A 15,131-nucleotide genomic window follows, 5' to 3' on the forward strand; every position below is an offset into this window, starting at 1 on the left:
ATGAGGGGTTCCCTACCGGACAGCACGGCTGTCCATGTAAGCAAAATGTGAATTAAATGTTATTGCCGAACAATTAGACTTTGGGATAAGCCAGCGGGCCGCCCTGATGCAGGCGTACAAAGACAAGGGCGGCGGTGACGGCATCGCTCAGGGCGTCGTGGGGGGGCAGGGCTGGCAGCGCCAGATGGCGACAGATCGCGGCCAGGTGCAGATCGATGGCGGCATCGGGATAGCGGCGATAGAGGTGATCGTGATAGAGGCGGCTCACCTCGATGCCGCGCTGGGGCAGGGTGAGCCCCCACAGCCGTTGGCAGGCGAGGTTGAGAATGCGCAGGTCATAGGCGATGTGATACCCCACCAGCTCACGGGGGCCGATGAACTCCAGCAGCGCGCGCAGCGCGGGCTCCAGTGCCATGCCCTGTTGCAGATCCTGATGGCGCAGGCCGTGGATCACCACGGACCCGGCGCTCAGGCTGGCGGGAGCCTGGACCCGGATGGCAAGGGCATCGCCCGTCTCTATCCGGTTGCCCCGGATGCGCACCGCCCCGATGGAGACGATCTCCGCCAGCGCCGGATCCAGGCTGGTGGTCTCGAAGTCCAGCGCCACCCACTCGTCGCCAGCAGGGCGGGCAAAGAGCGGGGCAAACTCCCCCTCCCGAAACGTCCTGCCAAGCCAGCGGCGGCGCCAGTGCATCCACATCGCTATTGCCTAAGACGAAAGTGCAAGGTGAGCCATTGCTGGAACTTCTTCACCTGGTGCAGGGCATGGCGCAGCAGATCCCGCTCTGCGGGGCCGAGGTCTGCCACCCGCACCCGTCCGTCTCCCTCCTGCAACTGGCTGCGCAGCCGAAGCCGCATGAACAGCCGGAAGGCCTCCGCCAGATTGGTGCCATAGTCCCGGCTGAGGCGTCCCTGGCCCACCAGGGCCTCGATGCGCCCCGTGGTCGAGGTCTCCAGGATCCCCGCCTCCAGGGAGAGTACCCGGACGCCGTGGACCAGAGGGAAGAGGCCGCCCCGCTTGAGATCCAGCCCCTCCGGGGCTTGCTCCAGCCTGCCAAAGAGGGTGAGGGGGGCGTGAAAGGCGACGGCGGCCCTTGCCATCTCCGCCAGCAGATCCGGTCGGTCGGCGAGGCAGGCCCGCAGGTGGCGGGCGACGGGGGCGAGCCGGGCGCGATCTCCCGTGATGGCCTGGGCATCGGCCAGGGTGGCGAGCCAGAGCAGATCCGCTTCGCTGGCGCGCACACAGGCCTGCTCTATCCCTTGCAGCCAGCCGCCAAGCGGCTTCACCCAGGCCGGGTTGTTGACCATCACCCTGCCCGGGCAAGGGGGATAACCCAGGCGCGCCAGCAGGGCGCTGAAGTCGGCCAAATCCACCGACTGGGTGGGCCACGGCAGGCCATCCGGCAGGATCAGGGCATTGTCCTGATCGGTTTTCTGGATCTGCTCGCCACGCCCCTCTGACCCCAGCATCAGCAGGCACACCTGCTCTTGCTGCGCCGCGGGGATCACCAGGGAAAAGGCCTTGGCGATCAATTGCTCGTTGATGGTGGCGATGAGCTTCATCAGGAACAGGGTGTGGATCCCCTGGGCAAACAGGGAGCGAATGAGTTGCTGCTGCTCCCGGGCGACCGCCTCAAGGGCGGCCGGGGAGTCGGCGCGGGCGATGCGCAGGGTCAACACATGGGAGTGGGTGGAGAAGAGCCCGAGCACCTGGGTCAGATGCAGGATGCCTGCCACCTCCTGCCCCTGCCAGATGACCAGGCGCTTGATGCGGTGGCGGGTCATCAGCAGCAGGGCATCGAACAGATAGCTCCCCAGTGGCAGACCCGTCAGCGGGGTGGGGGTCAGCACCGCCAGCGGCGCACTGAGCGGCAATCCCTTGAGGGTGAGGGCGTGGAGCAGGGTCTTGCGGGTCGCCAGGCTCAGGCTGCCCTCTGCTCCGGGATAGAGCAGGCAGTCGGTGCCCCTGGCCACCATGGCCTCGGTGGCGGCCAGGAGCGAGAGGCTGCTTTCCACGATGAGCGGCGCCTGCAGATGGTCGGGAGCGATACGGGTCAGGATGAACTCCGCCAGGTTCTGCTGCCCAAGCTGACTGCGCCGCTCCTGCTCCCGCTGGCGCTCCGCCAGGGTGGCGGTGAAGTAGCGGGCGAGATGGGGGTGCTCGTCGCACAGGGCCAGAAAGACGGGGCGGGGAATGAGCTGGCAGAGGGTATCTTCCAGGGCGGCGAAACGGTGGCGGCAGTGCCCGTCAAACTGGGCACGGACGTCGAACATGTCCCCCTCGCCATAGTCGCCAAAGGATTGATGGGGGGCAGACTCTTCCACGGCCCCCTTGATGATGAGGTAGAGCCCGGCGGGCTCCTCCCCAGCGTGCTGCACCGTCTGGCCCGCGCGAAAGTAGCAGATGCTGAGGTGCTGACCGAGCCGCTGGCGTGCCTCCTCGTCCAGGCCGTCGAACGGTGGACGGGCAAAATTGAACAGAAGTGACATGACAGGCTCCACCGTGACCATGGGGCCAGTCTGACAAAGGCTCCACCACCGGGCCAGCCGACTTTAGTCGCAGGCCCGGGGCGGCCTCCCTGTACCTGCCCATAACACTCTGGTAACGTTGTGGTATGACCAGTTGAATCAAAGGACGAAGACGGAGATGGAAAAGCCAAGGGTCAAATGGGTGTTTCAGGAGGGGATCGCCGAGGTGATGCTCTGCCGGGGGGACAAGCTCAACGCGCTGGATCGGACCATGTTCGACGCCATCGACGAGACGCTGAACGCGGTATCCCGGCAAAAAGGGTTGCGGGCCGTGATCCTGCACGGGGAGGGGCGGGCGTTCTGCGCCGGGCTGGATGTGAAATCCATGCTGAGGCAGCCGGTGGCGGCGCTGGAGATCCTCAAGCGCGAGGCGGACGAGGCGACCAACCTGGCCCAGCGGGTGGCCTATGGCTGGCATCAGTTGCCGGTGCCCGTGATTGCGGTGACCCAGGGGGTCTGTTTTGGCGGCGGCCTGCAGATAGCGCTCGGCGCCGATTTTCGCTTCAGCACCCCGGATTGCCGCTTCTCGGTGATGGAGATCAAGTGGGGCATCATCCCCGACATGAGCGGCAGCGTCACCCTGCGCAACCTGATGGGGATGGATACCGCCATGGAGCTTGCCATGAGCGGGCGCGAGCTGGAAGCCAGCGAAGCCAAGTCCCTCGGCCTGGTGAGCCGGGTGTGCGCGGATCCCCTGGAAGAGGCGCGGGCCTTTGCCCGGACCCTGATCACCAAGTCGCCGGATGCGCTGGCGGGGATCAAGCAGCTCTACACCCAGGCCTGGGCTTGCAGTGACGAGACAATGCTCAAGGAAGAGACCCGGTTGCAGAGGCAGATCCTGGGGCGCCCCAACCAGTGGCGGGCGACCCTCAACAGCCTGTTTCGCTGGCGCCTGCCGTTCGGACCCCGCCGCAACGCGCTTTGAACCCCTCACCCATCCAACACAAATGAAAATGGCAGCCGAAGCTGCCATTTTGCATTGTGCCGTCTGATTACTTGGCAACGGAATCCGGGTCCGCCTCGAAGGGGTGGCCGGTTTGCTCGCGCATCAGGTTCACTTCGGCGCGGTTTTCAATCCAGTAGTCCGCGTTCTTGATGCCGAGCTTTTCCGGGTGGAACACGGGATCCAGACCCTTGGCCAGCTGTGCCTCGTAGTCCTTGAGGCAGGCGAAAGCCGGCTTTTGCAGCATCAGGATGGCACCGATGTTGAGCCAGGCCATCAGGCCGACCCCGATGTCACCGAGGCCCCAGGCCAGATCGGCGGTCTTGACGGTGCCGTAGACGGTGGCAGCCATCAGCGCAATCTTCAGCAGGAAGGTGAGCCAGGGGCGGTTAATCTTGCGGTTGACAAAAGCGATGTTGGTTTCAGCGATGTAGTAGTAGGCCACGATGGTGGTGAAGGCGAAGAAGAACAGGGCGATGGCGACGAAGTAGTTGCCAAAGCCTGGCATCATGCTTTCCATGGCGGTCTGTACATAGCCGGGGCCCGCCGCGATGCCGGCGATGCCGGTGTAGAGGGCGGCACCGTCCGGCCCCTGCACGTTGTACAGGCCGGTGATGAGCAGCATAAAGCCGGTGGCGGAGCAGACGAACAGGGTGTCGATGTAGACGGAGAACGCCTGCACCAGGCCCTGCTTGGCCGGGTGGCTCACCGCAGCGGCGGAGGAGGCGTGGGGGCCAGTCCCCTGAGCGGCTTCGTTGGAGTAGACGCCGCGCTTGACACCCCACATGATGGCCAGACCCAGAATGGCGCCGAAGCCGGCTTCCATCCCGAAGGCACTCTTCCAGATGAGCAGGATCACGCCCGGCAGTTGGCCGATGTTCAGGGCGATGATGACGCAGGCGACGATGATGTAACCCAGCGCCATGAAGGGCACCACGGTACTGGCGAAATTGGCGATGCGCTTGACGCCGCCGAAGATGATGAAACCGAGCAGCAGCGCCAGACCGGCGGCGGTCACGTTGGGATCGATGTCAAAGGCGGTCTGCAGGCTGGAGCCGATGGAGTTGGCTTGTACACCCGGTAGCAGCACGCCGCAGGCGAAGATGGTGGCGATGGCGAAGGTCCAGGCGTACCACTTCATGCCGAGCCCCTTCTCGATGTAGAAGGCCGGACCGCCGCGATATTCACCGTTGATCTTCTCCTTGTAGACCTGGCCCAGGGTGGACTCCACGAAGGCGGAGCTGGCGCCAAGGAAGGCGACCATCCACATCCAGAACAGGGCGCCCGGGCCGCCGAAGGTGATGGCAGTGGCCACACCGGCGATGTTGCCGGTACCGACGCGACCGGCCAGGGTCATGGAGAGTGCCTGGAAGGAGGAGACACCGGCATCGTTGCCCTTGCCCTGAAACATCAGGCGTATCATGCCTTTCAAGTGGCGCAGTTGCAGGAAACGGCTGCGCAGGGAGAAGTAGAGGCCTACCCCCAGACACAGATAAATGAGCGCTGGGCTCCAAATCACGCCATTGATGGCATTGACGATCTCATTCATGTACAACAACTCCTTTGTTGCGCTGTCTTGGCGAGGTCTATATGCCTCGCTCCCTTAACATTGAAATATGCGGTGACCAAGGGGGTCACTCAGGATTGTGCGGGACTTTCGACTGGTTAGTCCGCGGGATTTAACATATCGGTTTGTTCAGGGCCTTCCTAGTGAAAAGTGTTGTGACTTTGTTAATTTGTGAATTGACATTAACAAATGGTGAATGGAACTGGACAAGATTCGGTACATACCCATCATCTGCCGCTTTGCCATGCCCAGAGGGCTGATTGAGGTAATGCAAATAGGAGGCCAGGAGTGGCAACAAGGGAAAACAGGTGCATCATTCGCCTCGCCGGGGAGGAAGATGGGACCGGATTGACTGGGTTGTTTGCCCAGCTGGGCTACCCCAACCCTGACGGGGCGGTCAGCGCCAGGCTGGCCCAGCCCGATCCGGCGCGGGAGGTACTGCTGGCCCTGTGCGAGGGGATCCCGGTGGGGGTGCTGGTGTGGCATCGCCTGCAGCCCATGCACCTTGCACCAGCCTGGGGCCTGATCTCGGCGCTGGTTGTCGATGAGGGTGCAAGGGGAGGGGGCATCGGGGCCCTGCTGCTGGCGGCGGCAGAGCAGCGGGCGGCAGCCCTGGGGTGCGGCCAGCTGGAGCTCTCCAGCAGCCTCAAGCGCGAAGGGGCGCACCGATTTTATCTGGCGCAAGGGTATTGCGAGCGTCCGAAACGTTTTGTGAAAGCTGTCTGATTGGCAAGAGGAGTCCGTGTGTTCTGGTCCAGGTTGAAAGAGGTATTGGGTGGTGCATCTCCCCGGGAGCCCCGTCTCCCAGAAGAGCAGGAGTGGCGCGAGGCGCTGGCGGCGGTGCCCATCTTGCAGGGGCTTGAGGAAGAAGAGGCGCAGAAGCTGATGGAGCTGGCGCGCCATTTTCTCTCGCGCAAGACCCTCACCCAGATCGGGGTGGAACTGACGCCCCGCCAGCAGGGGGTGCTGGCCCTGCAGGCAGTGCTGCCCATCCTGCACCTGGGGTTCGATTGGTATCGAGGTTTCCACGAGGTGATCATCATCCCCGAGCCCGTGACCCGTCGTCAGGAGGTGCAGGACGAGTTCGGGCTGGTGAGCGAATTTGAAGAGGAGAACGCCGGTGAATCCTGGCCCCAGGGGCCGCTGGTGCTGGCCTGGAGCGAATTGCAGCAGGACGGGGACTGGGACGGATTCAACCTGGTGATCCATGAGCTTGCCCACAAGCTCGACATGCTGGGAGGGGATGCGGACGGTGCACCGCCCCTGCCGCGGGGCATGGATCCCCAGCAATGGACCCGGGCGCTGCAAGGTGCGTTTGACGAGATGAACGATCAGTTGACCAGAGAGGAGGTGACCGAGATAGACCCCTACGCCGCCTCGCACCCCGCCGAATTCTTCGCGGTGTGCAGCGAGAGCTTCTTCACCGATCCGTTGCGTCTGCGCGCCGTCTACCCCGCGGTCTATGACCAGTTCGCCCGCTTCTACGGCCAGGATCCCGCCGCCCGCTACCCGGCCACCCGATTGCTGGCGGGAGATCCCGGGGCACAGGGCTGACCGGCACGGTGTCCGGGCGGCAGAAACACAAAAGGCACCCGAGGGTGCCTTTTTCGTGACAGCGATGTCGCCGGGTGTTTAGGCAGCGGCTTTGAGCTGGGCGGGAGCGGCTTTCTTCTGCTCGCCGATGGGCAGCACGGTGCGACCGAACTGCTCGTTGATCACGGTGGCCATGGCCAGGTAGATGGCGCTGGCGCCGCAGATGATGCCTTCGAAACCGGCGATGGTGCCGATCAGGGTGCTGCCGGTGAAGTCACGGGCGGCCAGCAGGAAGAACAGCACGGTCAGGGAGGCGAACACGAACTGCTTCACGCGGGGGAAGTTGACAGTCCCGATCAGCATGAACAGGGTGAACATGCCCCACATCAGCAGGTACCAGCCCATGTAGGCGTGGGGAGTGGCCTCGGCCAGACCCATGGTCGGCATCACCAGCAGGAACACCAGGCTCCACCAGAAGGTGCCGTAGGAGATGAAGGCGGTGACACCGAAGGTGTTGCCACGCTTGTACTCCATGATGCCGGCGATGATCTGGGCCAGACCGCCATAGCACAGACCCATGGCCAGGATCATGGCGCTGATGGGGAAGAAACCTGCGTTATGGATGTTCAGCAGAATGGTGGTCATACCGAAACCCATCAGACCCAGAGGGGCAGGGTTGGCCAATTTTTCGCTCACGTGGTGTTCTCCAACAATAGAGGTGGGGTTGATAAAAGACGCGCGATTTTAGGCAGGCTCAGGGTCCCGGGCAAGGGGGGGACACACAGAAATGGTAAAAAAAGAACACGAAAGTTTAAGTGGCCAACCATTCGTGCCATTCAGGTAGACGAGTGGTGAACGAAAAACGTTTTCAACGTTGCGATTTTGTATAAAAGGCACCTTGGTATGAAAGTCGGCAACGATGGTGGTGACTGGGATTGGTGAGGGAAACACGCCCCGGATGGTCGCGTTATGGCGGCTTGATTGAAAAATGAGTTCATATGCCATCAGACAAGAGTGTTTCCCTCCTGTTTGTGACCCATGGACCTCCCGTATCGCTTGCCATCGCAGTGTCCGTTGCGCACCCCATTTTCTCGTCAACCCCGCGCTCGCCACCGTGTTCCCTACACAAGGGCGGGGCGCCTGAGAAACCCGCAAGCGCGCTGTGTTGACTGCCACGGGCGAAAGGGGCGCAAGATCAACGGGCAGGATCAGAGGCTGCCCTTGTCAAAAAGCCAGAGGCGGGATGGGCCATGGGCCCAGTAAAGACACTTCGAAATGGAAGGGGGCGCGGGGTTGGCCCTGTGGCGCGCGCGAGAGGGTGTTCAGGATTGGCCCGATTAGACACTGTATATCTAATCGGGCCATCTATTTTGACATGCCGACATGCTGGATAACTGGATTGTTCGGGACGGCTAGCGAGAGACAAATCCTGATGGCAGGGGTCAGGGGGAGGTTAGAGAAGGGGAGGCAAGCAGCCAAGGCCACCTCCTGCCTCTGCTCGGCCAGACCGGCAACCAGGGATAAGGAGAGCCCACCTCGTGCCCGCCACGGTGAAAGACTCAGCAAGGGACAGAGATCCGCTTCCCTTATTCCCTCGTGGAGAGACGCTACCAGAAGTAGAGAGCCACCATCCTTATCATCCCGCTGCAAGCAGGCAAGCAGGCAAGCAGGCAAGCAGGCAAGGAGGGATAAGGCAGCACCACCATGATGTCGCCGCCGCTAGGCACAAAGGGAACAACAGGGGCAAAGCGCGGGGCCAGCCACCGCCCGCTCGCCCCGGCGGGAAAGAAAGGGACGAAAGGGTCGAGCAACTGGCACCGCACGGGTATCTGGGCGGTGGGCACCTTAAATGGCCAGGAAGGCGTTATCCGGTGGGGGGCGGGGGCGGGAGCCCCTTGGGCCATATGCCGTCGGGGCAAACAAGAGGGGTATCCGGCGGTCGCCGGATCAGTTGTCCAGGGTCAGCACCACCTTGGCTTCCTTGTCGGTCTCCTTTACCTGGCTGTCGAGCACGAAGAGGCGCTCCGGCGCGATGCCCTGGGTATCCACCAGATACTCCTTGGTGTTCTGGGCGCGGCGCATGGCGAGGTTTCGCAGGGACTTGGCGGTGATGAGCTGCTGATCCCGCAGCAGGAGCACCGCCTGGGCGCGCAGGGCCTCGCTCCCTTCATCGAGTCGCAAGCGGTCGGCCAGATCCCCGAGATCTTCATTGAACTTGGCTTCATAAGCCTCTGCCAGTGCGGACTGCATGGCGGGATCCTGCTCCAGCAGCGTCAAATCCACCGGGCTGCCGGTGATCTTGGCCAGCAGCCGCTCAAGCTTCTGGCGCTGGAGGATGGGGCGCTCTTCGTTGAAGTTGACCTTGCCGCGGATGTTCATGCTGAGCTTGGGCCTCTCCTTGAGGGCCTGGGCGAGGGTGGTCAGCTTGGTCTGCTGGGTCGGGGTCAGGGCGGGATCGCCTGGCAGGAAGGGGAGCTCGTCGAGATCCTTGGTGCCCCCCGTCAGGGACGCAAGCAGGGAGAAGGGGGAGGTGATGGCCTTGCCGAGGGTATTGCCGAGCACGTCCCAGAAGATGTTGCCCAGGCTGAAATCAGGCTGATCCAGATTGCCCTTCACCTTGAGGTTCATCTTGATGACGCCGTTCGAATCGCTGAGCAGGGCGATGGCGAGGCCGAGGGGCAGATCCTTGGCCTGCTCGCTCTTGACCTTCTCCCCGAGTTGCAGCTTCTTGATGGTGATGTCGTTGTCCCCCTCCAGCCGGTTGCCCTGCAGCTTGTAGTTGAGCTTCATGGAGAGCTGCCCCTTGTCGATGGCATAGCCTGCATAGGTGCTGGAGTAGGGGGTGAAGGTGGTGAGCTCCAGGTTGTTGAAGGCCACGGCCACGTCCAGCACGGGATCCTCGATGAGCAGGTTGGCGCCCCCCCGGATGGTGACGGGGGCATAGCGGTCCACCTTGCCGTTGAAGGCGAGCTCGGAGCGCTGCCCCGGGGTGTTGCTGATGTGGCGGCTCTGGCCGTCGAGGGAGGCGATGTCCACCACGAACTCCGGGCTCAGGCTGCGATCGGCGAAGCGCAGGTTGCCCTGGGCGGTACGGATCTGATCGATGACGATGTGCGGGGCGGGGGCGCTCTCCTTGTCGTTCGCGGCGGGTTGCGGCAGCAGCAGTTGCTGCACGTTGGTGATCCCCTCTTCGTTGATCTCGATACGGGCATAGGGTTTGCTCAGCAGGATGTCGGCGATGCGCAGTTGCTGGCTCAGGCCATCATAGTGCAGGCCGCTCAGTTGCAGGTTTTCTATCTGGAGCAGGCGCTGGTTGTCAGCCCGATCCAGCACGTTGAGCCCCGCGACCTCGAGTCCACCGCTTATCTCCAGCTTGCTGATGGCCCCCTGGCGGTCGGTGGCCAGGTCCAGCCTGGTGCGGCTGGCAAGCTCGCCGTCCCGCACGCTGATGCGCAGCAGATCCTGCAGGTAGGGTTGAGCCAGGGTCAGCGGCAGCCCCTGCTGGCGGATGGCGCCGTTCAGGGTGAAGGGGGTCAGCCCCAAGGTGCCGTCAAACGCCACCGTCGTCCTGGTGTCGAGGGCTGCGTTGAGGGTGAGGGGGCTGGGTTGGGCGGTCTGGCTGCCAAGGGGCCCCAGGGTGAGGGCGAGGGCGGAGATGGCCCGTTTCAGGGGCTTGCCGCTGGTGGCTTCGGTCAGGGTGAGGCTGCCCTGGTCGATGCGGGTCTGCTTGAGGGCCCATTGCCAGGGCTTGGTGGGGGTAGCCGGTTGTTTGCCCCCCTTGGGGGTCTTCTGGGGGATCAGCAGGTCCGCGAGATCCAGTTGTTGCTGGTGGTCGAGGACGGCGGTGATGGCCGGGCTCTTGAGGATGGCGGCATCGAGCTCAAGGCGCTGCTTGTTGCCATCGATGCGGATCCCGGTCAGCGCCAACTGCTTGAAGCGGGCAAATTCCTCCCCCTTGTTGCGTGTGAGCTGCCAGTTGGCCAGGGTCAGCTTGCCCTTTGACAACTGCCAGTCCAGTCCCTGCTTGCCCTGGGTGAGGCGATAGGCGAGCTCGGCGCTGGCCTCCCCCTTGGCGAGGGTCGCCTTGAGATAGGGGGCCCAGAGGGGGGCGAAGGGGGCGATGGCCACCTTGCCAAGGCTGAGGTGGCCCTTGCCGGCGCCGCTCATCATGTCGAACTCCCCTTCGGCCTTGAGGGGGCTCTTCTCGTTGACGGTGGCGCTCAGGCGATAGGGGTTGAGCACCCCCTCTGCGCTGGAAAATCCGGGCAGGTGCAGGGTGAGCTTGTCCAGGGTGAGGGGCGGGACCCACCCCGGGCTGCTCTGCTTGCGGCTGTCCCGGTAGCTGAGCCGGCCCTGCTCGACGGACAGCTTGCCGATGGTCACCAGCACGGGCTCGGCGCTAGCTGGCGGTGTTTGCTCCGGCGCAGGGGCGAGCAGGGAGGCCAGTGCATCGGTCAGGTTGAAGCGTGCCTCCCCTTTGAGATCCTCGAGGCGCACCAGATCTGCCCTGGGGGCGGTCAGGGTGGCCTCTTCCAGTACCAGGGCGCGCTGCTGCCAGCTCGCTTTCAAGGCGGGAATGAGCTTCAGCTCTTCAAATGACACCAGCGCTTGCTGCTGGTCATCGAGCAGGGCGCTGGGCCCCAGCACGAGGGAGGGGGAGCGGATCCCCACCTCTATCTTGCCAAGGGAGAGGTGCAGACCGTAATGGGTGGCAAGCCAGCCGGGGAGATGGCGCTGGATGAGGGTCGGCGCCTGCCAGAGCAGGATGGTGATGCCGATGAGCAGGAGCGCGAGAAGATAGAGGGCATAGCGCAGCAGACGAGCGGGCAGAGGCTTGAGCATGATGGTCTCCATTTGATGCGCATATGGTAGCAATTAATCGTGCCCGGTTCATGGGAAGGACTCATGAGGTGCGCCGCACTCTGACCGGGCTGGGGAATTATTGTGCGACCAAGGCCGGATTTTCCCCGTTTGCCCCACCTCGCCGCTTGCCCAAACCGCCCAGTCTGTCCGGCATGCCATGACGGGCGATGGGGGGAACAAGGGGGCTGCCGGGTCAGGGCCTGCCACTGCGGATATCCACTGGAAAACCGGGATACCGGGGGCGAGATACCCCCAGAGTCTGTCAATCTCCGTCGGTTTTCAAGCCGCCGAGGGAGTGGATGCAGCGCTGCTCGGCGGCATCGAGCTCGGCCATCACCATCTGGATATCCTCCAGCTGCTGGCGCAGGGAGTGGCGTCTGGCCTCGATGAGCTGGATCATGGAGTGAAGCTGCATCCGGCTGGAGCGGTCGGTGTCGTACATGTCGAACAGCTCGCGGATCTCCGCCAGGCTGAACCCGAGGCGCTTGCCGCGCAGGGTCAATTTCAGGCGGATCCTGTCCTTGTGGCTGTAGATGCGGGTCTGCCCCTCTCGGGTCGGGGTGATGAGCCCCTCGTCCTCGTAATAGCGGATGGTGCGGGGGGTGATGTCGAACTCCTGGGCCAGCTCCGAGATGCTGTAGGTCCTCTCCTTGCCACTGGCGTGTCTGGCTCTCATGGTGCGCCCTCCTGATGAGCTGGCGGGGTCCTGGCACAGCGGCAAGGGCCGGGTTCATGATGCATGATGGCCTCCCGGGGTGCGCTGCTCGCGCTCTTGTGCGAGGCGCCGTCCCCTCCCGTGCAGGGCCTGGCCGACCCGTGAGCCGTTGGGGCGCCCCAGCAGCTCGCTCACCCACTGGCCGGTGGCGGCCAGCTGGTCGAGGTCGACGCCGGTGCTCATGCCAAGGCCGTGCAGCAGATAGACCACCTCCTCCGACGCCACATTGCCGGAGGCGCCGGGGGCATAGGGGCAGCCGCCGAGCCCGGCCACCGAGCAGTCGATGGTGCGGATGCCGCGCTCGAGGGCCGGCAGCAGGTTGGCCAGCCCCTGGCCGTAGGTGTCGTGAAAATGAACCGCAAGCCGGCCCGCCGGGATCTCGTGCAGCACCGCATCCAGCATGGGAGCCACGGTGCCCGGGGTGCCGACGCCGATGGTGTCGCCGAGGGATATCTCGTGGCAACCCAGATCCAGCAGCCGCTCGGCCAGGGCGGCGACCCGTTTCGGGCGGGTCGGGCCGTCGAACGGGCAGGCGATGACGGTGGAGAGGTAGCCGCGCACCTTGATGCCGAGGCTGCGCGCCTCCTGCACCAGGGGGGCAAAGCGCACCAGGGACTCCTCCACGCTGATGCCGATGTTGGCCCGGGTGAAGCCGTCCGAGCAGGCGGTGAAGAGGCCTATCTCGTCGGCGCGTGCGGCGATGGCGGCCTGCAGACCCTGCAGATTGGGCACCAGGGCGCCATAGCGGGTCGGCCCCCTGCGCGGCATGGCGTTGAAGAGTGCGGCGGAATCCGCCATCTGCGGCACCTTTTTGGGCGACACGAAGGCCCCCACCTCGATGCGCTGCAACCCGCTCTCGGCCAGGCGGGCGATGAGCGCCAGCCGCTGCGCTAGGGAGAGGGTGGCGGTCTCATTTTGCAGGCCGTCCCGCGGCCCCATCTCCACCAGGCTGACCTTGTCGTCCCGGTTCTCGTGCGTGTGGCTCATGAGCGCTCCTCCTGCGCGGTATGGTCCTCGGCAAAGCGCACCAGCACGGCGCCCTGGCTCACCTGTTCCCCCTGGCGGCACTGCAGGGCCTCAATCACCCCGTCCCGGTCGGCCTTGAGGACGTGCTCCATCTTCATCGCCTCCAGCACCAGCAGGGGTTGCCCCTTGCTGACCGGCTGGCCGGCCTCGACCTGCAACGCCACCACGATGCCGTGCATGGGGGCCAGGATGCCCGGGACATGGCTCGTGTCGTGATCATGGTGGAGCTGATGATGCTGATCATCGAGCGAGAAGCGTATGCGTCTGCCCGCCAGGTGCAGCAAATAGGCACCCTCGCCGAGGGGCTGCACCGGATAGCGCTGCCAATGTCCACTCTGGCACAGGCGGATCTGATCTGACCCGAGTTCAAACGGGATCTGCTCGCCCTGCCAGAGCAGGGCGCCCCCTCGCTCGGCGAGGGTGAGAGTGCGGGTCTCCTCGCCGATGCGCACCGTGGCGCAAAAGCGGCGGGTGGGGCCCAGCCGAAAGCCTGCGGCCTGCTGCCAGGGGGAGGCATCGCGCTCGCAAGTGGCGAGCCAGAGGGTGGCGAGGGGCCAGGCGAGCGCAGGAACGGGCAGGGTGTCGGTGGGAATGGGCCACTGGGTGTGGTGGCGCATCGCCAGCACCTCTGGCGCTTCGCACAGGCGCTGCAGGAGCGGGCCGTTGTGCACCAGAGGGCCGAGATCCAGGGCTGCCAGGGCATCGGCCAGGGTGGCAAAGGCTTCGCTGCGGCTCGGTGCGTGGGCGACGAGCTTGGCGATCATGGGGTCGTAATAGGGGCTCACCTCATCGCCAGCGGTGACGCCGGTGTCGATGCGCACCCCCTTGGGCCAGGTGAGCCAGTGGATGGGGCCGCTCGCTGGCAGAAAACCGGCGGCCACGTCTTCGGCGTAGAGGCGCGCCTCCACCGCGTGGCCACGCAGCACCACCTGTTCCTGGGTGAGGGGCAGCGGTTTGCCCTCGGCCACCGCCAGCTGCCAGGCCACCAGATCCTGGCCTGTGATGGCCTCGGTAACCGGGTGCTCCACCTGCAACCGGGTGTTCATCTCCATGAAGAAGAACTCCTCCCCGCAGAGCAAAAACTCGATGGTGCCCGCCCCCCGATAGGCGATGGCCTTGGCCGCCGCCACGGCCGCCTCGCCCATGGCGCGGCGCAGGGCAGGGGAGATGTCGGGGGCGGGGGCCTCCTCGATCACCTTCTGGTGGCGGCGCTGCAAGGAGCAGTCCCTGTCCCCCAGATAGATGGCGTTGCCAAGGGCATCGGCAAAGACCTGCACCTCCACGTGACGGGCGCGGGGGAGATAGCGCTCCAGCAGCACATGGTCGTCGCCAAAGGCGGCACTCGCCTCCCGCTTGACCGCCGCCAGGGCGTCGTCAAAGTCGGCCAGCTGATCGACCCGGCGCATCCCCTTGCCACCGCCGCCGCTGGCCGCCTTGATAAGGAGCGGGAAGCCCACCTGGCTCGCCTGATCGCGCAAAAAGTCGGGGTGCTGATCCGCGCCGTGATAACCGGGCAGCACGGGGACGCCGGCTGCCTGCATCAGCCCTTTGGCCCCCGACTTGTCCCCCATGGCGAGGATGGCGGCGCCGCTTGGGCCGACAAAGCGCAGGCCCCGCTGCTCGCAGGCGGTGGCAAAGTCGCTGTTCTCGGAGAGGAAACCGTAGCCCGGGTGGATGGCGTCGGCATTCGCCTCTTTGGCAATCTTGAGCACCTTGCCGGTGTCGAGGTAGCTTTCCCGGGCGGGGGCCGGCCCCAGATGCCAGGCCTCGTCGGCTTCGCGCACGTGCATGGCGCGGGCGTCGGCGTCGGAGTAGAGGGCGATGGTGTGAATGCCGAGGCGTCGTGCTGTCTTGATGATGCGCACGGCGATTTCACCGCGATTGGCGATCAGCAGGCGCTTGATGGGAGTGTGATGGGTCATGCTGGCTCCCTGCTGTTCAAGGTGCACAAGTGC

At 64.6% G+C, this 15,131-nt stretch carries 11 protein-coding genes; 3 read left to right on the plus strand and 8 right to left on the minus strand.

Going from position 1 to position 15,131, the window contains the following annotated elements; translation table 11 throughout:
• Positions 1–73 precede the first annotated feature (73 nt).
• Positions 74–700 (minus strand): 3'-5' exonuclease, encoded by a 627-nt coding sequence (locus I6L32_RS16560; RefSeq protein ID WP_029314461.1) that lies wholly within the window; start codon positions 698–700, stop codon positions 74–76.
• Between the two features lie 2 nt (positions 701–702).
• The gene (locus I6L32_RS16565) at positions 703–2,490 is read right to left on the minus strand and encodes a putative nucleotidyltransferase substrate binding domain-containing protein (protein WP_216944200.1); all 1,788 of its coding nucleotides are present in this window, start codon (positions 2,488–2,490) and stop codon (positions 703–705) included.
• Positions 2,491–2,647: 157 nt separating this feature from the next.
• Between I6L32_RS16565 and I6L32_RS16570 the strand changes: the two genes are divergently transcribed.
• Positions 2,648–3,454 carry a crotonase/enoyl-CoA hydratase family protein gene (locus I6L32_RS16570; protein ID WP_216944201.1) on the plus strand — a complete coding sequence of 269 codons (807 nt, stop codon included), beginning with the start codon at positions 2,648–2,650 and terminating at the stop codon, positions 3,452–3,454.
• Between the two features lie 67 nt (positions 3,455–3,521).
• On the opposite strand, the gene I6L32_RS16575 is transcribed toward I6L32_RS16570, so the two are convergent.
• Positions 3,522–5,021: a sodium:alanine symporter family protein gene (locus I6L32_RS16575; protein ID WP_216944202.1), complete on the minus strand. Its 1,500-nt coding sequence runs from the start codon at positions 5,019–5,021 to the stop codon at positions 3,522–3,524.
• A 375-nt stretch (positions 5,022–5,396) separates the two neighbouring features.
• Between I6L32_RS16575 and I6L32_RS16580 the strand changes: the two genes are divergently transcribed.
• Positions 5,397–5,765 carry a GNAT family N-acetyltransferase gene (locus I6L32_RS16580; RefSeq protein WP_223919952.1) on the plus strand — a complete coding sequence of 123 codons (369 nt, stop codon included), beginning with the start codon at positions 5,397–5,399 and terminating at the stop codon, positions 5,763–5,765.
• Positions 5,766–5,783: 18 nt separating this feature from the next.
• The gene (locus tag I6L32_RS16585; protein ID WP_103859213.1) at positions 5,784–6,593 is read left to right on the plus strand and encodes a zinc-dependent peptidase; all 810 of its coding nucleotides are present in this window, start codon (positions 5,784–5,786) and stop codon (positions 6,591–6,593) included.
• A 78-nt stretch (positions 6,594–6,671) separates the two neighbouring features.
• Here I6L32_RS16585 and I6L32_RS16590 read toward each other — a convergent pair whose 3' ends face one another.
• The 5 genes from I6L32_RS16590 to I6L32_RS16610 form a co-directional block, all read right to left on the minus strand.
• Positions 6,672–7,268: a GPR1/FUN34/YaaH family transporter gene (locus tag I6L32_RS16590; RefSeq protein ID WP_029314465.1), complete on the minus strand. Its 597-nt coding sequence runs from the start codon at positions 7,266–7,268 to the stop codon at positions 6,672–6,674.
• 1,251 nt (positions 7,269–8,519) lie between these two features.
• On the minus strand, positions 8,520–11,414 hold the full coding sequence (locus I6L32_RS16595) for a DUF748 domain-containing protein (RefSeq protein ID WP_254203844.1): 2,895 nt from the start codon (positions 11,412–11,414) through the stop codon (positions 8,520–8,522).
• A gap of 283 nt (positions 11,415–11,697) precedes the next feature.
• Positions 11,698–12,111: a MerR family DNA-binding transcriptional regulator gene (locus I6L32_RS16600; protein ID WP_010674587.1), complete on the minus strand. Its 414-nt coding sequence runs from the start codon at positions 12,109–12,111 to the stop codon at positions 11,698–11,700.
• Positions 12,112–12,165: 54 nt separating this feature from the next.
• Positions 12,166–13,137: a hydroxymethylglutaryl-CoA lyase gene (locus I6L32_RS16605; RefSeq protein WP_216944206.1), complete on the minus strand. Its 972-nt coding sequence runs from the start codon at positions 13,135–13,137 to the stop codon at positions 12,166–12,168.
• Positions 13,134–15,098 (minus strand): biotin carboxylase N-terminal domain-containing protein, encoded by a 1,965-nt coding sequence (locus tag I6L32_RS16610; RefSeq protein WP_216944208.1) that lies wholly within the window; start codon positions 15,096–15,098, stop codon positions 13,134–13,136. The genes I6L32_RS16605 and I6L32_RS16610 overlap by 4 nt, the downstream gene beginning before the upstream one ends.
• Positions 15,099–15,131 lie beyond the last annotated feature (33 nt).

The organism is Aeromonas sp. FDAARGOS 1402 (genome assembly GCF_019046925.1).
Classification (GTDB): Bacteria; Pseudomonadota; Gammaproteobacteria; order Enterobacterales; family Aeromonadaceae; genus Aeromonas; species Aeromonas caviae.